The sequence below is a fragment of the Achromobacter spanius genome, assembly GCF_003994415.1.
GTDB classification, from domain to species: domain Bacteria; phylum Pseudomonadota; class Gammaproteobacteria; order Burkholderiales; family Burkholderiaceae_B; genus Achromobacter; species Achromobacter spanius_C.
This window is the reverse complement of sequence record NZ_CP034689.1, coordinates 6,521,504-6,540,628: the sequence shown is the minus strand read 5'-3', so window position 1 is coordinate 6,540,628 and position 19,125 is coordinate 6,521,504. Positions and strand designations below refer to the sequence as shown.

Sequence of the window (19,125 nt, the reverse complement as noted above, 5' to 3'; positions counted from 1 at the left end):
CGCGCGCGATGGGCAGCGGCCCTTAGCGGTCGGCCGTCGCGCAGCCAGCCAGCGCCAGCGGTTTGCCGGCGTACACACGGCCGAAGCGGTTGTTCAGCAAGGCGTCCAGATCAATCGCTTCCTGGCCCACGAATCCCTTTTGCGGCAAGGCGCCTTGCGCCACCAGATCCAGCGCCGCGCAAATGCCTGCCGCCGTCGACAACTGGATGGCGCTTAGGCGATGGCCGTCCACGTCCGCGCCGAACACGCGGATCGGATACGACTCTTCTTCCAACCGCCCGTGGCGGTGGCCCGATGCCGAGGCCTGGATGACGATGACGTCCTGCTCGGTGGTGGGGATGGCGGACTCGAAGATATCCTTGAGCAGATCGCGGCGATCGCGCAGGCGCAGGTCGTTGAGCAGCAACTTCATGATGTTGCAGTGGCCGGGATAGCGCACGGATTTGTAGTCGACGTTGCGGGCGCGGCCCAGCAGCGTCGCCGGCAAGGTCCCCAACCCGCCAGAGGTGTTGAAGGCTTCGTATTCGACGCCATCCAGCGCGAATGTTTCGTAGCCTTCCAGCGCCGGCACGCTGGTCAGTTGCCCATCAACGATAGCCTCGCAAGGGTTGCAGTATTCGTTGATCAGCCCCTCGGTGCTCCAGGTCAGGTTGTAGCGCAAGCTATTGGAGGGGTAACGCGGCAGCGCGCCCACGCGCATGCGCAGGTCTAGCAAGGTATCGAAGCGGCGCGCCAGCGCGTTGCCGACGATGCCGATGAAGCCGGGGGCCAGGCCGCATTGCGGCATCAACACGCTTTGCACATCGCCCGCCAACGCCTGGATGGCATGGGTGCTGGCGACGTCTTCGGTCAGGTCGAAGTAGTGCACGCCGGCGCGGGCGCAAAGGCTTGCGACGGCGGTGGCGCGATGAAAGGGCAGGGCGTTGACCACGGCATAGGCGCCTTCGATGCAGCGCGCTACCGAGGCGTCGTCGCTGATCTGGCGGGTTTCACAACCCAGCTCGGCCAGAACGGCCAGCCGGGCAGGGTCTTGATCGGCAACCAGGACGGTGTAGTCGCCGCTGCGTTCCAGCATCAGGGCAATGGCGAAACCGATTTTTCCGGCGCCCAGCAAAACGATGGGGCGAGTGGCTGAGGTAGACATGGTGCGGCTCCTGCAAGGAAAGGAATGGGGTGGCCTCATCCTATTCGGGAGCGCTGTCGATTTGTAGAATCAAATCCGTCGTAACGGTTTAAGTTAACGCCGATATGACTTAATTTGCTGTCGAATCGTCAAAAACAAAGCCCCTCGGCGGTTTGCCGAGGGGCTTTCGATGGGGCTGTCACGGCCTTTGCAGGCCCGTGGATCAGCTGCCCATGGGGGGGTAGTCCAGATTGCCGAAGGTGACCAGGCCTTCTGCCTTGGCTTGGGCCAGTTGCGACTGGACCTGCGAGCGGCTCAGCGACGTGGCTTGTGCAGCAGCGGCGACGGGCGGGTAGTCGAGGTTGCCGAAGGTGACTTCGCCAGCGCTCTTGGCTTGCGCGAGTTCAGCTTGGACTTGTTGCGAGGTCAGGCTGGACGTCTGGGCGATGGGGGCGGGGTAGCCTTCTTCGCCGAACGTGTATTGGCCCGAAACCTTGGCTTGTTGCAGTTCGGCCTGAACCTGTGCGCGGGTCGGGCCTTGGTCGGCTTCGGCGGCTTGCGCGCCGGCAGCCAGAACGGACATGGACAGCATCAATGCGGTAGCAAGGGTTTTCATAGCAGACCTCCGGTGTCTTGTGAGCTTGGGATTCGAACCGCTGGCGTCATTGCCAGGGTTCGCTTGCTGTGTCCCGATGAAGTGCATTCTGTGCTCAAAGACCCCTGGGATAAACCCTTATTCTCTGAAAACATCTTTCCAAAATCCGCACTAATCGATTTAGATTTTGCCAATCGTCACCATAGATGGCGATATTTCCATCTGATGACAAAAACAAAACCCCGGGGCATGCCCGGGGTGGATGGAGCCCAAACAGGACGGAACCGTCTCAGCGGTTCAACTCAACCAGCGCGGCGTTGTAGTCGGACTGGGCTTCTTCCAGTTTGCGCTGGGCCTTGTCGATTTTGTCTTGTTTGCCCTTGGCGCGCGCTTCCTTCAGCTCTTGCTCGCGTTCGGACACCTTGGCTTGTTTCTCACGCACGTCGGCTTCGCGTTGCGATTGCAGGCGGCTGTCCGTGCAATTTGCCCGGGCTTCGGCCAATGCCTTTTTCAAGCCGGCTTCGCGGCGGGTGTTGTTCTGTGCCTGAGCGGCGGCGATGTCGTTTTCGATCTCGCAGAACTTGGCCGCGCAACCGCGCTGCGCTGAGCAATCGGTGGCGGCTTGCGCGGGCATTGCACCGAACACGGCAAATGCGGCGGCGGCAGTCGCCAGGGATTTCACGAAAGAGGGCATGCGGTGTCTCCGTAAGTCGTTTCGACAAGCGCCATGATGGCGCGATCCGACCCAGGCGGCAATGCGCGCGGCAAATCGCGGCCGGCTCATGCGCCCCTTGCCCTTCCTAGCGGATCAGCGTGCCCGCCAACGCGGCCGCCACCAGCAGCGCGCCCAGCCACAGGTTGGCGCGAAACAGCATGAAGTTGCGGTCGGGGCGCTGGATGTCGAACACCTTCAACTGCCACGCCAGATGTACCGCCACGGCGGCCATGCCCACCTGATACGCCCACGACAGCCCCATGGCGTACCCGCCCCAGGCCCACAGCACCACGGTGGCGGCGTAGAAGCCGCCGATCCACAGCTTGCCCTGGTCGCCAAAGCGCATGGCGGTGGAGTGCAGGCCCAGGCTGCGGTCATCGCGCACGTCGACATAGGCGTAGATGCTGTCGTAGCCCACCTGCCAGAGCACCGCGCCCAGCCACATGGCGATGGCGGCCAGCGGCACCACGTTCTGCGTGTCGGACCAGGCCATCAGCATGCCCCAGTTAAAGCAGATGCCCAGCACCACTTGCGGCCAGTACGTGACGCGTTTGCACAGCGGGTAGATGAAGACGAAAGGCAGCACGGCCAGGGCCAGCCAGCGGCTCATTTCGTTCAGGAAAAAAAGCAACGATCCACAAACAAGCAACTGGCCCAACAGGAACCACACGGCGTTCTTCATCGACAACTGGCCGCTGGTCAGTGGACGGAAGCGCGTGCGTTCGACGTGCTTGTCGAAGTTGCGGTCGCACATGTCGTTGACGGTGCAGCCGATGCCGCGCATCAGCAGCGCGCCCAGCGAAAAGACGACCAGCCGTTGCAGGTCGGGCAGCCCGCCCGCCGATTGAACCAGCGCGGCGATGGCCGGCAGCAGCGTCAGCCACGTGCCGATGGGCCGGTCCAGGCGGCACAGACGAGCGTAGGGCCGCCACGACTTCGGAAGCCAGCGTTCGACCCAGTCGGTGAAGACGATGTCGCTGAGATCGACGGGAGATTGTTGCGAGGCGCTCACTGTCACGGTCAGAAAATGGTCGGGAAAGCCGACAGCATAAAACAACGGCCGGGCATTGCGCCCGGCCGTGGAAGTTCAAGCGACGTTCAAGCCGGCGTTTTTCAGGCCGTGTATTCCTTGAGCAGCTTGCCCAGGATGGCGATGCCCGTGCGGATCTTGTCTTCCGGCACGGTGGCGAAGCTCAAGCGCAGCGTGTTCGGCTTGCCCGCGCCGCTGTAGAACGGCGCGCCCGGCACGAAGGCCACGTTTTGCGCGATGGCTTTTTCCAGCAGCTTGGTGCTGTCCATGTGTTCGGGCAACGTCAGCCAGATGAACATGCCGCCTTCAGGCTTGGTCCAGGTGACGGTGGACGGGAATTCCTGCTTGATGGCGTCCAGCATGCAACTGCCTTGTGCGCGGTAGATTTCGCGCACATTGGGCAAGTGCTCTTCCAGGAAGCCGTCCTTGACGATTTCGTACACGGCCATCTGCGTCAGCGTGGGCGTGTGCAGGTCGGTGGCTTGCTTGGCCTGCACCAGCTTGTTGATCAGCGAGCGTGCGCCGGCGATGTAGCCCAGGCGCAGGCCGGGGGCCAGTACCTTCGAGAACGTGCCCAGGCGCACCACGTTGGCGCCGTATTCGGCGGCCAGTGCAACCAGGCCCGGCTGCGGCTCGCCTGCGTAGCGCAGCTCGCCGTAGGGGTCGTCTTCAACGATGGTCAGGTTCAGTTCGGCGGCGCGCTTGACCAGCGCGATGCGGCGTTCCAGGTTCAGCGTGCGGCCCGTGGGGTTCTGGAAGTTGGGCAGCGCGTAAAGGAAGCGCGCGCCGTCAGCCAGTTCGGGCGTGATGGCTTCGGGGATCAGGCCGCCTTCGTCGGTGGGCACCGGCACGAACTTCGGCTGATACAGGCTGAACGATTGCAGCGCCCCCAGGTAGCTGGGGTCTTCGACCAGCACCTTGCTGTCTTTGTCGATCAGCACTTTGCCCAGCAGGTCCAGCGCCTGCTGCGAACCCGAAACGATCAGGATCTGGTCGGCGGCGACGTTGGCGCCCGCGCGGTTCAGGTCGTCGGCAACCCATTGGCGCAGCGGCGCATAGCCTTCGGTGGGGCCGTATTGCAGGGCAGCGCGACCGTTCGTGGACAGTACCTTGTCGAACGCAGCACGTACCACTTCTACCGGGAAGCCGCCGGGCGCCGGCAGGCCGCCAGCGAACGAAATGACTTCGGGGCGCTCGGTGACCTTGAGGATCTCGCGGATGGCGGAGCTGGTGAGTTGCTGAGCGCGTTCCGAAAAGGAAAACGCAGGTTCTAGAGGCTTGTCCATGGATTGCTTCTTGAAGAAGAAGGGTAAAGGGAGAGGCTTGTAACAGGCACTGCGACAAAAAAGTATTGTCCCATACGGTAGCAGCCCGGCCCCTTTAACGCGCGGAACCCCTAAAATCACCTGCATCGAAAACCGCCTGTACAGTTACATTTATCGCCATGTTCGAAGCCGCCCCTATCGTCGCCGAATCCAAGTCCGCCCTGTACGCCGAACTGGTGGCGCAGGCCCGCGCGCTGCTGGAAGGTGAGCCCGACCGCATCGCCAACGCCGCCAACCTGAGCGCGCTGGCCTACCAGGCCTTGCCCGATTTGAACTGGGCGGGCTTTTATTTTTTTGATGGCACCGAGCTGGTTCTTGGACCCTTCCAGGGCAAGCCGGCCTGCGTGCGCATTCCCTTGAATCGCGGTGTGTGCGGCGCGGCCGCCAGCCAACGGCAGACGCAGTTGGTGCCCGACGTGCATGCTTTCCCCGGCCACATCGCCTGCGACGCTGCGTCGCGTTCGGAAATCGTGGTGCCGCTGGTGCATCAGGGCGAATTGATCGGGGTCTGGGATGTGGACAGCCCCGTGCCGGATCGCTTCGACGAAGACGACCGCCAAGGCATGCAGGCGCTGTGCGCGGTGTTCCTGGCCAGCCTGGGTTAGGCGAGACAAGGGCGGGCTGAGCGCCTTCGAGCCGTCCTATGCGCGCAAGCCGCCCGCCACCGCGCGCCGTTGACACGTTGACGGCCGCCCGGTAGATTTCCGCATCAGCCGCCACCTGTGTCTTGTTGGCGCGTCTTATCGTTTTATTCATTCATGATTCATCAGGCCATCCAATCCGTTTCCTGCATCCGCGCCCTGGGCGTGGTGTTGGCTGCGGTCGGCCTGAAATCCAAAAAACAGCCGCTCATCTGACCGGAGCATGCTGTTCCGTCAGATGGGCGACGGAACAGCGGCCTCCTGGCGGCGCAGCAGCGCCTCCGCGCGCATCCCCTGGTATCCCGAGCACTTCTGTACGGTCCAACCGCGGTCCGCCTACATCGAAGGAGTGTTCTCATGTCTATTCAACAATCTGTGTTCCAGGGCGTCTGGGTGCCCTTGGTTACCCCATTTGCTGGCGGCGCCGTTGACGGCGGCGCATTGCGCCGACTGGTGCGCCACTATGCCGCGGCGGGCGTGAACGGGCTGGTCGTGTGCGGCAGCACGGGCGAGGCCGCCTCGCTGGACGACGCCGAGCAGTTGGCCGTGCTGGACGCGGTGTTGACTGAAGCCGGCAGGCTGCCGGTCATCATGGGCCTGGCCGGCAACCACCAGGGGCATGTGCTGCAACGCCTGTCGGCCTTTGGCACCCGGCCGCTGGCGGGCATTCTGGCGCCCGCGCCGTACTACGTGCGGGCCGGGCAAGAAGGGGCCGCCGCCTATTTCCGCTGTCTGGCCGATGCTTCGCGCTTTCCCCTGGTGCTCTACGACATTCCGTACCGCACGGGCACCACGCTGGACACATCGACCTTGCTGTCGCTGGCGGCGCATCCGAACATTGCCGCCATCAAGGATTGCGGGGGGGCCCTGGACAAGACGCTGGCATTGATCGCCGACGGCCAGATGAACGTGCTGGCGGGTGAAGACCTGCAAACGCTGTCGGTGCTTTGCCTGGGGGGCACCGGCATGATCGCGGCCGCCGCGCACTTGCGGCCCGACCTGTTCGTGGCGATGTATCAAGCGGTGCGGGGCCAACAACTGGATCTGGCGCGCAGCTTGTTTCATGCCTTGGCGCCCGTCATCCAGTTGGCGTTTGAAGAGCCGAACCCGGGACCGTTGAAGGCGCAACTGGGGCGGCAAGGTTTGTTGACCGACGAATTGCGGCTGCCCATGCCCGCGGCCAGCGCGGCGTTGGCGACGCGCCTGGACGCGGCGGTGGCCAGCCTGAACCGCCGGTATCCCTGCCACTAGCCCGGAGTCAGGCCGTAGCAAGAGCAAGGCTCTTCCGCTTTGTGGTGCCTTGATGCATTTGGTAATACATGCATCACCGGGAAGCTGACGGATTGCTTATCATGCGGCCATTCTTCGGGTGAAACAAAACGTTCATGGCTCAAGCATTTGAAGCCTTGTCCGCGTGGCAGGTAATGCTGGCGGGGCTGCTGTTCTTCGGCGGTATCTATCTGGCCTTCGGCGCGGCTACGTGGCTGCTGACGCGGCACGTGTTGCCGGCGCTGGGCATGGGGCGGCCGCTGGACCCGCGCCCGCTGGCCCCTGGCCAGATGCGGCGCGAGCTGGCGCAATCTGGCTTGTCCATCCTGCTGTTCGGCACCGGCATGATCTTTCCCTGGGGCCTGCTGCAACTGGGCTGGGCGCATCTGGACCCGAACCCAAGCTGGCAGAAAGTGATGCTTGAAATCCTGGTGCTGGTGGCCTGGAACGACGTGCATTTCTGGGTCAACCACCGGCTGCTGCATACCAAGCCGCTGCGCCGCTTTCACCTGCCGCATCATCGGTCGGTGGTGACCACGCCGTTCTCGACCTACAGCTTTCACCCGATTGAAGCGCTGATGCTGGGCAACGTGATCTTGCTGCCCATGGTGTTGCACGATTTCAGTTTCTGGGCGCTGGCGTCGGTGCCGCTGTTCAGCCTGTTCTTCAATTGCATCGGGCACGCCAACTACGATTTTTTCCCCAAGGTGTCCTACGCGCACTGGTTCGCCGCCAGCCGGCGCCACCATCTGCACCACGCTTGCTACAACGGCAATTACGGCTTTCAGTTCACCTTCATGGACCGCTTGTTCCGCACCCGCCTGACCGCCGACGCCGCGGCCCCGCAGCTGGATGCGTTTCAGCGCAGAGAATCTGTTGGCGCAAGGGCTTAGCATTCGGCGCCGACTGCCGTCGCTGCGTAACCCGCGCGATTGGCAAAGCCTGGCTTACCTGGCCGCGCTGCCCGCGTTGGCGGCCTGGCAATGGGTCTACGGCATTTGGTGGCCGCTCTACGTGCTGATGCTTTTCCTGACGCTGGGCATCGGCGTCATCCACCACAACCACACGCATCTGCGCATGTGGCGCGGCCGCTGGACCAATCGCGCCACCGATTTCTGGATCACGCTGCTGCAAGGGCACCCCACGTTTGTGTTCTATCCGGCGCATGTGGCCAACCATCACCGGTTCAAGCACGGCGAACGCGACGTGGCGCGCACCTATCGCTTTGGCGGCGACACGAATCACCTTGCGGGCTACCTGCTACACCCGCTGCAGGCGGGTTGGGTGCTGTACCCGCTGTTTTTCGCGTGGCTGGGCCGGCTGCGCCGCCATTGGCCAGGCGCCTGGCGTTATTGCCTGGCGCAATACGGCGCGTGGCTGGGCTTGTGGGGCGGGCTGCTGATGGTCAACCCCGTCAAGGCGCTGGTGCTGGTGATCGTGCCGCAATTGCACGGATTGCACTGGCTGCTGGCCACCAATTACTTGCAGCATGCGCATGCCGATGGCGGGCCGCGCCAGGTTGCGGGCCTGAACTACGCGCGTAATTTCGAAGGGCTGGTCAACCCGTTGTTGTTCAATATCGGCCTGCACACCGCGCATCACGAGCATCCGCGCGCGCATTGGTCCGAACTGACCCGACTGCATCGCGAGCACTATCGCGCGGGCGTCGACCCGGTACTCAATGAGCGCGGGCTGCTGCCCTATATGTGCCGGGTCTTCGTGTTGGCGGCGTTCGTGCCGCGTTTGCGCAGCCGTTCCCGCATGGCGCCCGAGCATGTCCGCTAGCGCCCTATCCTTTCCCCAACGAGGCCTGTCACATGCCCATCGCGTTTAATCGTGTCTACCTGGAAAGCGCCGGCTATTTCATGCCGGGCGAAGCCGTGTCCAACGACGCCATGGACCGCTACATCGCGCCGCTGAACCGGATGTCCAGCCGCATCAAAAGCCGCATCCTTGCCGAGAACGGCATCAAGCAGCGCTACTACGCCATTGATCCGGAAGGCCAGACCGTCTACACCAACGCGCAACTGGCGGCCAACGCCATCCGCGACTGCCTGCGGCGCAATGACAGTGAGCTTGCCGCCGTGTCCTTGCTGACCAGCGGATCGTCGGGTGGTGACGCCCTGATGCCGGGCTTTGCCAACATGATCCAGGGCGAGCTTGCCGCGCAGCCCATGGAAACGCTGTCGGTACATGGCATTTGCGCGGCCGGTGTGTCGGCGATCCAGGTGGCGGCGCAGGGCGTGGAGATGGGCGGACACGCCAGCGCCCTGGCCGTAGCCAGCGAACTGCCGTCGCGCCTGTTCAAGCGGTCGCGCTTCGCGGCGCGCGGCTATGACGCGGACTTCGACGCGCACTTCCTGCGCTGGATGCTGTCGGACGGCGCGGGCGCGTTGCTGCTGGGCAACTCGGGCCGCGCGCTGGCGGGGGCGTCCAGCGGCGTGCGGCTGAAATTGAAATGGGTGCATCAGCGCTCGTTCTCGGGCGACTACCCCGTGTGCATGCAGTTGGGCCTGTCCGCTGATCGCCAAAAGGGCCATCTGGATTATCCGTCCTGGAACGAGGCCGAGGCCGACGGCGCGCTGTCGCTGCGCCAGGACATCCGCCTGTTGCCGCATCTGTTCGACATCGGTATCCACGAGTACGCCAAGCTGGTGCGCGATGGTTGGCTGGACCCGGACCAGGTGGACCATTTCCTGTGCCATTACTCATCCGAGAAATTCATTCCCGTGGTCGAAGACCTGATGGAGAAGGCGGGCCTGGTGATTCCGCGCGAGCGCTGGTTCAGCAATCTGACGTGGCGCGGCAACACGGGCGCGGCATCGATCCTGATCATGCTGGCCGAGTTCCTGGAAACGCGAGAGATCAAGCCGGGCGAGCAGATCTTCTGCTACATCCCGGAATCGGGGCGCTTCATGGCGGCCTACATGCTGCTGGAGGCTGAGGCGGTACATGCGCCAGCCGCGACCGGAATCACGACGTCCGCCGCCAAGCCGGCGACCCGCGACGACACGCAAAGCGATGACGCCGACGCCATCGCGCCCCCGCACGACCCTGACATGGCCCCGCAAGGCCTGGGCCAACTGCTGACCGAGCTGGCCGCGATCTGGCACGACTACCGTTCGCGAGTATGGCGCACGCCGGTAGTGCGCCGGCTGCGCAACCGCCAATTCCAGACGGCCGACTACCTGAACTGGATGGAGAACTGGATTCCGCAGGTGCGTGAAGGCAGCAAGTGGATGCGCGAGGGCGCCGCGTCGCTGACGGAGCAATACGCGCCGCTGGCCGCGCTGATCGACATGCATGCCGGCGAAGAGCAGAACGACTTCCAGATTCTGTTCCAGGATTATCAAACGGCGGGCGGCGCGGTCGACAACATCGACGCGCTGCGCCGCAACCCCGGCGGCGAAGCGCTGAACGCCTATCTGCACGGTCTGGCCGCCACGCGCGACCCGATTGGCTTGCTGGGCGCCATCTACATCATCGAAGGCACCGGCCAGCGCATCGTGCCGGCGCTGCTGCCGCTGTTGAAAGCCAGCCTGAAGCTGCCGCCCGACGCCTTCCGCTTTCTGGAATACCACGGCCACAACGACGAGCATCACCTGGCGCGTTGGCTGTCGGCGGTGGAACTGGCGCTGGATTGCGACGAAGATGGCCGCGCCGAACAACGCATCGTGGACACCGCGCGTCGTACGGCGGCCTTGTATCTGATGCAGTTCCATCACGTCATGGAGGGCGATGCAGCATGAGCAAGGAACCCGAATTTCTGGCCAAGCCGCACGACCCGGCCGACCCCAATCCCTGGCTTGCCCTGTATCTGGACCGCAGCACACCCTTGCCGGACAAGGTGAAAAAGGCCTGGCTGACGGATTCCAGTTGCGCCTCGCGTCAATACCTATTGCCGTTTCTGCGGCCGCTGGCGCGCGCCTTCATCATCCTGATCCAGGTAGTGAAGACGTTCGTGCCGCGCCGCTGGTCGCATTCAAAGCTGCTGCATCGCATTCTGGCCTGGGGGCTCAAGCGTTTCGTGTCGCCCGAGGCCAACTGGCTGATCCTGCGTCACTTCCATCTGGGCGCGCAGGTGCTGGCGTTCATCGCCGCCAATTCCCCGGTGCCGATCACCACCACGCCGCTTGAGCCAATGGAGATTGATGATCTGAAGGACGAACTCTTCGTCAAGCACGACCTGAACCTGTTCAACTTCGTCATCCGCTTGAACCAGGCGCTGCGCGAAGCTGGCGTGGAAATGCACGCGCCCGAGACAGTCGACTTTTCGATGATCCAGGACCCGCCGCTGAAGCTGGAAGACATGCCGCAGGGCAGGCTGAACTTCCTGGACCTTCAAAGCGCCATCGAACTGTTCACGCCGCTGTATCAGCTGATGCTGACCGACAACGACTTCTGGCGTGCGGCCAATTCGTTGCAGCTGGACGAAACCATTGGCATCTACGCGGCCAAGTTGCTGGGCGCGCCGCAGCACCTGATTCTGGTCAACAACAGCCATCCGCTGGTGCCCATGTCGACCTTGCGCGCGGGCTACCGCCTGGTGCTGCACGGCTTGTCCACCGAAATGCTGCACAGTCTGTTGATGGAGATGAAGGCGGCGCAGCAGGGCGCGGAACCGCCCGCGCCGATCAGCTAGGCAGGGCCCTGGAGCGGGCCGGCGTATCGGGCTTGGCGCGGGGCGTGTTGGTATAGACCCTGCGTTACACGGCAATATGCCTGCGTTATATTGCCTGCCTTGTTCGGTCAGCAGCGCCGGATCGCGCTCGCCTCGCGTGAATTCCCGTTGCGTGATTCTTTATTTCGGAAGTCCCTCCTATGCCTCAACCCATTGAAGTCATCGCCACCATTCTGTTTGCCGTGGCGGTTCTTCATACCTTTTCCGTTCCCGTTTTTGCGCGGCTTGCCCACCGCGGCGGCCCGCACGCGGGCATCTGGCATCTGTTTGCCGAAGTGGAGGCGGTGTTCGGCGTCTGGGCGTTTGCGCTGATCGTGACCATGGCGGCGCTGTCCGGCCCCGCCAGCGCCGTCGGCTACATGGATACGCGCAACTTCACCGAACCGCTGTTCGTCTTTGTGATCATGGTGGTGGCGGCCAGCCGGCCGATTCTGGAAATGGTGGGGCTGATGGTGCGCATCGTGGCGCGCGTGCTGCCGCTGCCGCGCGAGCTGGCGACGTTCTTCGTGGTGATGTCGCTGGTGCCGCTGGGCGGCTCGTTCATTACCGAGCCCGCCGCCATGACGTTGGCCGCCATCTTGCTGCGCGACGCCTATTTCCGCACCAGCGGCCGCGCCGGCTTCAAGTACCTGACCTTGGGCGTGCTGTTCGTGAACGTGTCCATCGGTGGTGTGTTGACGTCATACGCCGCGCCGCCGGTGCTGATGGTGGCCTCCACCTTCGGATGGGACGCCGCGCACATGGTGCAGCATTTCGGCTGGCGCGCCGCGGTGGCGGTCTTCCTGAACGCAGGCATCCTGACCTTCGTCTGCCGCAAGGCGCTGATGGAACGCTCGGTCGGTACGGGCGGCGGGGTGGATGCGCCGGAAGGGTCGGACTCGCGTCCCCCGGTGCCTGTGCTGGTCATCCTGGTGCATCTGGCGTTCCTGGTGGCCGTGGTGCTCACCGCCCACCACCCGGCCATCTTCATGGGCCTGCTGATGATGTTCATCGGCTTTTCGGAAGCCTACAAGCGTCACCAGAACCGCCTGCTGATCAAGGAAGGCCTGATGGTGGGCTTCTTCCTGGCTGGCCTGGTGGTGTTGGGCGGCTTGCAAAAGTGGTGGCTGCAGGACTTGCTGGGCGGGCTTGAGCCCTTTGTTCTGTTCTGGGGCGCCACGGCGCTGACGGCCATTACCGACAACGCCGCGTTGACGTATCTGGGCTCGCTGGTTGAAGGCACGAATGAGACCTGGCGCTACATGCTGGTGGCCGGCGCGGTGACGGGCGGCGGTTTGACCGTGATTGCCAACGCGCCCAACCCGGCGGGCTTTGCAATTCTGAAGAACCACTTTCCGGACGGCAGTATTTCGTCGGGCCGCCTATTCCTGTCGGCGCTGGCGCCGACCCTGGTTGCGGCCATCATGTTCCTGCTGCCGGTATAGGGAAAAGCCTGGGAAAGTCGGCTGGCGTCGCCGCGGCCGGCCCCCGGCGGATGCCGCCCGGCGCCCCAGGCCGGGCCAGACACCGACGGTTAATGAAAAACCGCTAAAATTCAAGACTTTCCCGAATTTTTTTCCGGCCTTGCCCTCCCGTTGCTCCCGGCATTCCTTGCCTGGCGACTGACGGCTTATGATTTTCCGGGCGCGCGCCTGGGAGCCCTTGATGCCCATCTACGCCTATAAATGCAGCGCCTGCGGCCATGCCAAAGACGTCTTGCAGAAGATTTCCGATGCGCCCCTTTCGGTTTGCCCCGAATGCGGCCAAAGCACGTTTTCCAAGCAGGTGACCGCGGCTGGATTCCAGCTCAAGGGCTCCGGCTGGTACGTCACCGATTTTCGCGGTAACGGTTCCGGGGGCGCTGCGTCCACCGGGGCGGCAGCGGAAGGCGGTGCGCCTGCCGCGGCGCCGGCAGCCACGCCGGCGGCGGCTCCTGCGGCAAGCGCCCCTGCCTCAGGTACGCCTGCCGCAGGATCGCCTGCCGCAGGTACGCCTGCCGCCTAGAGCCCTCGCGATGCGGATGCGCCTTATCAAAAAGTATTTCATCACCGGCCTGCTGATCTGGGTTCCCCTGGTCATCACGGTGTGGGTGCTGGGTTTGCTGGTCGCCACCCTGGAAGGGTTCGTGCCTGGCTTTCTGTCGTCCGAATCGCTGTTCGGCATCGACATCCCCGGCTTCCGCTTCGTCCTGGTCATCGTGGTGGTGCTGTTGACGGGCGTGTTTGCGGCCAACCTGATCGGCCGTACCATGGTGGACCAGTGGGAAAACCTGCTGGGCCGTATTCCGCTGGTGCGTTCCATCTACAACTCGGTCAAGCAGGTCAGCGATACCGTGCTTGCCCCGAACGGGCAGGCGTTTCGCCGCGCGGTGCTGGTGCAGTATCCGCGGGCGGGTTCCTGGACCATCGCTTTCGTCACCGGCACGCCCAGCGGTGAAGTGGCCAGCCTGATGCCAGGCGACCACATCAGCGTGTATGTGCCGACGACGCCGAACCCCACGTCCGGCTTTTTCCTGATGATGCCTCGCGCCGACGCGATCGATCTTCAGATGAGCGTGGACGCGGCCTTGAAGTACATCGTTTCCATGGGCGTGGTCGCCCCGGCCCAGGCGTTCACGCCTGAAGGCCAATCGGCCCCGCTCTCTCCGGCGGCTGGCGCGCAAGACGCGCCGCGCGCCGATTCGTAACCCTTACGCTACAACTAAGCACACAACGGAGTCATCCCGCATGCGTACCTGCTACACCGGCCAGGTTTGCCGTGACCATCTCGGCCAGACCGTCACCCTGTACGGCTGGGTGAACCGCCGCCGCGACCACGGCGGGGTCATCTTCATCGATTTGCGCGACCGCGCGGGCCTGGCCCAGATCGTGTTCGATCCGGACAATGCCGCCTTCGCCACCGCCGAGCGCCTGCGCAATGAATTCTGCGTCCGCGTCACCGGCCTGGTGCGCGAGCGTCCGGCCGGCACCGCCAATAGCGAACTGGCTTCGGGCGAAATCGAAGTGCTGTGCAAGGAAGTTGAAATCCTGAACGCGTCGGTCACGCCGCCGTTCCAGCTGGACGACGACAACCTGTCCGAAACCACCCGCCTGACGCACCGCGTGCTGGACCTGCGCCGCCCGCAGATGCAGCGCAACCTGATGCTGCGTTACCGCGTGTCGATCGAAACGCGCAAGTTCCTGGACCAGTTGGGCTTCATCGACATCGAAACGCCGATGCTGGCCAAGAGCACGCCCGAAGGCGCGCGCGACTATCTCGTGCCCTCGCGCGTGAACGCCGGCCACTTCTTCGCGCTGCCGCAATCGCCCCAACTGTTCAAGCAGATGCTGATGGTGTCGGGCTTTGACCGCTACTACCAGATCACCAAGTGCTTCCGCGACGAAGACCTGCGCGCTGACCGCCAGCCCGAATTCACCCAGATCGACTGCGAAACGTCGTTCCTGGACGAGTTCGAGATTCGTGAAATCTTTGAAAACCTGATCCGTCACGTCTTCAAGGTCGTGCAGGGTGTGGACCTGGCTGCGCCGTTCCCCATCATGCCGTGGACGGAAGCGATGCGCCGCTACGGTTCGGACAAGCCGGACCTGCGCGTGAAGCTCGAATTCACCGACATGACCGACGTCATGCGCGACGTGGACTTCAAGGTGTTTGCCGCCGCCGCCACGGCGCCTGGCAGCCGCGTGGTTGCCCTGCGCGTGCCGGGTGGCGCGGAAATGTCCCGCAGCGAAATCGATGCCTACACGCAATTCGTGGGCATTTACGGCGCCAAGGGCCTGGCCTACATCAAGGTCAACGATGTGGCCAAGGGCCGTGACGGCCTGCAATCGCCCATCGTCAAGAACCTGCACGACGCCGCGCTGGCCGAACTGGTCAAGCGTACCGGCGCGCAAGACGGCGACATCATTTTCTTTGGCGCGGATCGCGAGAAGGTCGTCAACGACGCCATCGGCGCGCTGCGCGTGAAGATCGGCCACAGCGAATTCGGCAAGAAGACGGGCCTGTTCGAAGCCGGTTGGCAGCCGCTGTGGGTGGTTGACTTCCCGATGTTCGAATACGACGAGGAAGACGGCCGCTACACCGCTGCCCACCACCCGTTCACCAGCCCCAAGGACGGCCACGAAGACTTCCTGGAAACCGATCCCAGCAAGGCCTTCGCCAAGGCTTACGACATGGTGCTGAACGGTTGGGAAATCGGCGGCGGTTCGGTCCGTATCCACCGCGAAGAAGTGCAAAGCAAGGTGTTCCGCGCGCTGAAGATCGGTGCCGAGGAAGCCCAGGAAAAGTTCGGCTACCTGCTGGACGCGTTGCAGTATGGCGCGCCTCCGCACGGTGGTATCGCGTTCGGCCTGGACCGCATCGTCACGATGATGACCGGCGCCGAATCGATCCGCGACGTGATCGCCTTCCCGAAGACGCAACGCGCTCAGGATCTGCTGACGCAAGCGCCTTCCGAAGTCGACGAAAAGCAGTTGCGCGAGTTGCACATCCGCTTGCGTAACGTAGAAAAGTAAGCCCCCCCGAGGCGCCGGGGGCGCCTCCCCCCCCAGGGGGCGCCTCCCCCCCCAGGGGGCGCCTCACGGGACCGGCGGAGCCGGATCCTCGGCGGCCCGGCTTGTGGGGCGGCATGGGCTTGCGGCGGGTTGCGTTCTTTGGCGGCTTGGCTTGCGATAAGTGTGTTCTTGTTGCGGCTAGGGCTTGCTGAATTGGAGTAATCTGGCAGACGCCGCTTTGTTGGCGGTGCTTGCCGGGGCTGTTGTTGGGCCTGGCTCGTGGTTCCTCTGCTTTCAAAGGCGCCATCGCTTTTATGTCGCTCATCCGTGTCGTCAGCTACAACATTCACAAGGGCCGTTCGGCATTGGGCCGGCTCGACTCCCTGAATGAACTTCGCTTGGGGCTGTATGGCCTGCGCCCCGACCTGGTCTTCCTGCAGGAAGTTCAGGGCCGCAACGAGCAACGATCCTTGCTTCACGCGCAACACGAATCGCTTGCCGCCGCCTTGCGGCTAGATGTGGCCTACGGCCGCAATGCCATCCGCCACGCCACGGACCATGGCAACGCGCTGCTCTCGCGCTTTCCCATTCTTGATCACGAAAATCTCGACATCTCCGACCACCGCCTGGAGCAACGCGGCCTGCTGCACGCGCGCATCGACGTGGGCGACCGCCCGGTGCATTGCTTTGTGGTGCATCTGGGCCTGTTTGCCGGCAGCCGTACGCGTCAGGTGCTGGCCTTGACCGAGCGGATCCGGCGCATGGTGCCGGACGGCGAGCCCATTCTGATCGCGGGAGATTTCAACGATTGGAATGACCGCCTGGCGCCGTTGTTCGTTCAACAGTTGGGGCTGTACGAAGTGTTTTCCCATGCGCCGCGCAGCCATGGCGGTGAATTGCCGCGCTTGCGCGATTCGGTCAAACGGCTGAGCAACGCGCTGCGCGGCTTGCCCAATGGCGGCTTATCCGTCATGGAACGCACCAACCAACTGGGCATGGGCGGCAGCGCGCGCATGCTGCAGCCGCCGCCTCGCACCTTTCCGGCCGTGTTTCCGTGGTTTCGCCTGGACCGCATCTACCAGCGCGGGTTTGCCGTGCGCAGCGCGCGGGTATTGCGCGGGCGGGAGTGGGCGCGGCTGTCGGATCACTCCCCCTTGCTGGCGGAGCTGGAACTTCCGTGAAGACCGAGCAGGTCAAGCTGGAATGGACGGACGGCAACCACATCCGCTTGTTGCAGAACGGCGCCGACTTCTTCCCCGCGCTGTGTTCGGCTATCGATGCCGCGCAGGTCAGCGTGCATCTGGAAACCTATATTTTCATGGTGGACCGCACCGGTTCGCAGGTGCTGGAGTGCCTGACGGCGGCGGCGCGGCGCGGCGTCAAAGTGCGGGTGGTGCTGGATGGCTTCGGCAGCGCCATGAGCGTCGAGCACGTGCGCGCGATGCTGCTGGACGCAGGTGCCCAATGCCGCATCTTCCGGCCTGAACCGCGCTGGTTCGCTCGCTTTATTCCGTCGCGCAGCCGGCTGCGACGGCTGCATCGCAAGGTCAGCATTGTGGATGGACGCATTGCGTTCATCGGCGGCATCAACGTCATCGACGATTACGATGATTTGGATCCCACGGACGGCATATCCGCGCCGCGCTTTGATTTCGCGGTGCAGGTGGAAGGCCCGCTCGTCACCGAAGCGGCCTATGCGCAGGACTTGCTGTGGGTGCGCTTGAACTGGGCGCGGTTGCGGCGCCATCCGCGCGACTGGAGCCGCATGCGGCTCACCAAGCCGCACCATGCGCCGGTTGAACCTTGCGGCACATTGCGCGCGGCGCTGGTGCTGCGTGACAACCTGCGGTATCGCCAGACGTTCGAACGCGCGTATCTGTATGGCATCACGCAGGCGCGCCGCGATATCTTGATCGCCAACGCCTATTTCTTTCCAGGACGCCAGTTCCGCCGCGCGCTGGCCAAAGCCGCCGCGCGCGGTGTGCGGGTGCGGCTGCTGTTGCAGGGCAAGGTCGAATACCGCATGCAGTACCACGCCACCCGTTCCCTGTACGACCAACTGCTGCGCGACGGCATCGAGATCTTCGAGTACATGCCGGGATACCTGCACGCCAAAGTTGCCGTCATTGATAACGTGGCCACGGTGGGCTCGTCCAACCTGGATCCGTTCAGCCTGCTATTGGCGCGCGAGGCCAACGTCGTCATCGACAGCCAGCCCTTTGCGTGGGACCTGCAAGAACGCCTGGAAACGGCCATCCGCGAAGGCGGCCGCTTCATCCGGCCCTTGGATTACCAGCGCCGGGGATGGTTGCGGCGCTGGGTGGACGCGGTGTCTTACACGCTGCTGCGTATAGGTGTGGCGTTGACGGGGTCGTCGGATAAATACTGAAGCGCCTGCTCAGGCCCGGCGCTTGATCAGCCCCAACGCCAACGCGGTCCCTATCAGAATGATGGCGGCCCCCAGCGCGATGGACGGCGTGATGCTCTCGTCCAACAACCACGCGCCCCACACCACGCCGAAGATCGGCACCAGGAAGGTGACGCTGACGGCGCCGGTCGGCCCCACATTGGCGATCAGCCGGAAGAAGATGATGTAGGCCGCGCCCGTGCAGACGACAGCCAGCAAGATCGTGGAGATCCAGGCGGTCATCGACGCTGGCGTCTCCGGCCAGGCGGATATCGCCAGCGGCAGCAGCACGAGCGACGCGGCGATCATGCTGCCCGTGGCGCTGGCCAAGGCGTCCACGCCGGTCAGGAAACGCTTGGTCCAGTTGGCGGCGATGCCGTAGAACACGGGCGCCGACACGGCGGCAAGCACGGCGGGCCCGGTGCCCCCGGCCTGGAAATTCAGCTTGTCCCACACCAGCACGATAATGCCCACAAAACCAATCAACAGGCCCAGCGACCGCATCCAGGGCAACCTGTCTTTCAGCCACAGCCACCCGACAACCGCGCCCCATACCGGCGTCACCGCGTTGGCCACCGACAGGAACCCCGCGCCCAGCGATTGTGCCGCGTAGGCATACAGCAGGAAGGGCACGGCGGCGTTCAAGGTGCCCACCACCAGCAGCGCCTTCCAGTGCCGCGCAATCAAGGGCAGCTTGCCGCGCCAGATGGCCGCCGGCAGCAGGAACAGCGCGGCCAGGCCGACACGCAACTCGATCAGGGCGATGGGCCCGAAGTCCTGCACGGCAAGGCGCATGAACAGGAAAGAGCCGCCCCAGACCGCCGCCAGCAGCAGCAGGTCCAACAGATTGCGTTGACGCATGATGTATCT

18 protein-coding genes are annotated in these 19,125 nt (G+C 63.9%); 12 read left to right on the top strand and 6 right to left on the bottom strand.

The window, feature by feature from the left end; all coding sequences use genetic code 11:
• Positions 1–22: 22 nt before the first annotated feature.
• The 5 genes from ELS24_RS30015 to ELS24_RS29995 form a co-directional block, all read right to left on the bottom strand.
• Positions 23–1,144, bottom strand: a complete 1,122-nt coding sequence (locus ELS24_RS30015) for a saccharopine dehydrogenase family protein (protein ID WP_050448327.1) — start codon at positions 1,142–1,144, stop codon at positions 23–25.
• Between the two features lie 202 nt (positions 1,145–1,346).
• Positions 1,347–1,739: a DUF4148 domain-containing protein gene (locus ELS24_RS30010; RefSeq protein WP_127186160.1), complete on the bottom strand. Its 393-nt coding sequence runs from the start codon at positions 1,737–1,739 to the stop codon at positions 1,347–1,349.
• Between the two features lie 268 nt (positions 1,740–2,007).
• Positions 2,008–2,412, bottom strand: a complete 405-nt coding sequence (locus ELS24_RS30005; RefSeq protein WP_050448329.1) for a DUF1090 domain-containing protein — start codon at positions 2,410–2,412, stop codon at positions 2,008–2,010.
• A 106-nt stretch (positions 2,413–2,518) separates the two neighbouring features.
• A complete protein-coding gene (ubiA, locus tag ELS24_RS30000) occupies positions 2,519–3,445 on the bottom strand; it encodes a 4-hydroxybenzoate octaprenyltransferase (protein ID WP_050448350.1) in 927 nt (308 codons plus the stop codon).
• A 101-nt stretch (positions 3,446–3,546) separates the two neighbouring features.
• A complete protein-coding gene (locus tag ELS24_RS29995) occupies positions 3,547–4,749 on the bottom strand; it encodes a PLP-dependent aminotransferase family protein (RefSeq protein WP_127186159.1) in 1,203 nt (400 codons plus the stop codon).
• A 158-nt stretch (positions 4,750–4,907) separates the two neighbouring features.
• Here ELS24_RS29995 and ELS24_RS29990 point away from each other — a divergent pair, with 158 nt between their 5' ends.
• The 12 genes from ELS24_RS29990 (at position 4,908) to clsB (ending at position 18,237) form a co-directional block, all read left to right on the top strand.
• The gene (locus tag ELS24_RS29990) at positions 4,908–5,393 is read left to right on the top strand and encodes a GAF domain-containing protein (protein WP_050448331.1); all 486 of its coding nucleotides are present in this window, start codon (positions 4,908–4,910) and stop codon (positions 5,391–5,393) included.
• Positions 5,394–5,786: 393 nt separating this feature from the next.
• Positions 5,787–6,680: a 4-hydroxy-tetrahydrodipicolinate synthase gene (dapA, locus tag ELS24_RS29985; RefSeq protein ID WP_127186158.1), complete on the top strand. Its 894-nt coding sequence runs from the start codon at positions 5,787–5,789 to the stop codon at positions 6,678–6,680.
• Positions 6,681–6,814: 134 nt separating this feature from the next.
• Entirely contained in the window at positions 6,815–7,591 is a 777-nt protein-coding gene (locus ELS24_RS29980) for a sterol desaturase family protein (protein WP_127186157.1), read from the top strand.
• Positions 7,551–8,483, top strand: coding sequence for a fatty acid desaturase (locus tag ELS24_RS29975; RefSeq protein WP_230693732.1), 933 nt, complete (start codon positions 7,551–7,553; stop codon positions 8,481–8,483). Before ELS24_RS29980 ends, ELS24_RS29975 begins: the two co-directional genes overlap by 41 nt.
• Before the next feature lie 32 nt (positions 8,484–8,515).
• Positions 8,516–10,447, top strand: a complete 1,932-nt coding sequence (locus ELS24_RS29970; RefSeq protein WP_127186155.1) for an iron-containing redox enzyme family protein — start codon at positions 8,516–8,518, stop codon at positions 10,445–10,447.
• A complete protein-coding gene (locus ELS24_RS29965) occupies positions 10,444–11,340 on the top strand; it encodes a DUF6999 family protein (protein WP_127186154.1) in 897 nt (298 codons plus the stop codon). The genes ELS24_RS29970 and ELS24_RS29965 overlap by 4 nt, the downstream gene beginning before the upstream one ends.
• Before the next feature lie 179 nt (positions 11,341–11,519).
• A complete protein-coding gene (locus ELS24_RS29960) occupies positions 11,520–12,803 on the top strand; it encodes a putative Na+/H+ antiporter (protein WP_050448337.1) in 1,284 nt (427 codons plus the stop codon).
• Between the two features lie 220 nt (positions 12,804–13,023).
• Entirely contained in the window at positions 13,024–13,362 is a 339-nt protein-coding gene (locus tag ELS24_RS29955; protein ID WP_127186153.1) for an FmdB family zinc ribbon protein, read from the top strand.
• Positions 13,363–13,378: 16 nt separating this feature from the next.
• Positions 13,379–14,044, top strand: a complete 666-nt coding sequence (locus ELS24_RS29950; protein ID WP_164741322.1) for a DUF502 domain-containing protein — start codon at positions 13,379–13,381, stop codon at positions 14,042–14,044.
• A gap of 40 nt (positions 14,045–14,084) precedes the next feature.
• Positions 14,085–15,869: an aspartate--tRNA ligase gene (gene aspS, locus ELS24_RS29945; RefSeq protein ID WP_127186151.1), complete on the top strand. Its 1,785-nt coding sequence runs from the start codon at positions 14,085–14,087 to the stop codon at positions 15,867–15,869.
• Positions 15,870–16,162: 293 nt separating this feature from the next.
• Positions 16,163–17,029, top strand: a complete 867-nt coding sequence (locus tag ELS24_RS29940) for an endonuclease/exonuclease/phosphatase family protein (protein WP_050446242.1) — start codon at positions 16,163–16,165, stop codon at positions 17,027–17,029.
• On the top strand, positions 17,026–18,237 hold the full coding sequence (gene clsB / locus ELS24_RS29935) for a cardiolipin synthase ClsB (protein WP_050446096.1): 1,212 nt from the start codon (positions 17,026–17,028) through the stop codon (positions 18,235–18,237). Before ELS24_RS29940 ends, clsB begins: the two co-directional genes overlap by 4 nt.
• Positions 18,238–18,246: 9 nt before the next feature.
• On the opposite strand, the gene ELS24_RS29930 is transcribed toward clsB, so the two are convergent.
• Positions 18,247–19,116, bottom strand: a complete 870-nt coding sequence (locus tag ELS24_RS29930) for a DMT family transporter (protein ID WP_127186150.1) — start codon at positions 19,114–19,116, stop codon at positions 18,247–18,249.
• Between the last annotated feature and the right edge of the window lie 9 nt (positions 19,117–19,125).

Coding starts and splice junctions, on each gene's coding strand:
- ELS24_RS30015 (WP_050448327.1), bottom strand. CDS start 1,144: ATGTCTACCTCAGCCACTCGCCCCATCGTTTTGCTGGGCGCCGGAAAA.
- ELS24_RS30010 (WP_127186160.1), bottom strand. CDS start 1,739: ATGAAAACCCTTGCTACCGCATTGATGCTGTCCATGTCCGTTCTGGCT.
- ELS24_RS30005 (WP_050448329.1), bottom strand. CDS start 2,412: ATGCCCTCTTTCGTGAAATCCCTGGCGACTGCCGCCGCCGCATTTGCC.
- ELS24_RS29995 (WP_127186159.1), bottom strand. CDS start 4,749: ATGGACAAGCCTCTAGAACCTGCGTTTTCCTTTTCGGAACGCGCTCAG.
- ELS24_RS29990 (WP_050448331.1), top strand. CDS start 4,908: ATGTTCGAAGCCGCCCCTATCGTCGCCGAATCCAAGTCCGCCCTGTAC.
- dapA (WP_127186158.1), top strand. CDS start 5,787: ATGTCTATTCAACAATCTGTGTTCCAGGGCGTCTGGGTGCCCTTGGTT.
- ELS24_RS29980 (WP_127186157.1), top strand. CDS start 6,815: ATGGCTCAAGCATTTGAAGCCTTGTCCGCGTGGCAGGTAATGCTGGCG.
- ELS24_RS29975 (WP_230693732.1), top strand. CDS start 7,551: ATGCGTTTCAGCGCAGAGAATCTGTTGGCGCAAGGGCTTAGCATTCGG.
- ELS24_RS29970 (WP_127186155.1), top strand. CDS start 8,516: ATGCCCATCGCGTTTAATCGTGTCTACCTGGAAAGCGCCGGCTATTTC.
- ELS24_RS29965 (WP_127186154.1), top strand. CDS start 10,444: ATGAGCAAGGAACCCGAATTTCTGGCCAAGCCGCACGACCCGGCCGAC.
- ELS24_RS29960 (WP_050448337.1), top strand. CDS start 11,520: ATGCCTCAACCCATTGAAGTCATCGCCACCATTCTGTTTGCCGTGGCG.
- ELS24_RS29955 (WP_127186153.1), top strand. CDS start 13,024: ATGCCCATCTACGCCTATAAATGCAGCGCCTGCGGCCATGCCAAAGAC.
- ELS24_RS29950 (WP_164741322.1), top strand. CDS start 13,379: ATGCGCCTTATCAAAAAGTATTTCATCACCGGCCTGCTGATCTGGGTT.
- aspS (WP_127186151.1), top strand. CDS start 14,085: ATGCGTACCTGCTACACCGGCCAGGTTTGCCGTGACCATCTCGGCCAG.
- ELS24_RS29940 (WP_050446242.1), top strand. CDS start 16,163: ATGTCGCTCATCCGTGTCGTCAGCTACAACATTCACAAGGGCCGTTCG.
- ELS24_RS29930 (WP_127186150.1), bottom strand. CDS start 19,116: ATGCGTCAACGCAATCTGTTGGACCTGCTGCTGCTGGCGGCGGTCTGG.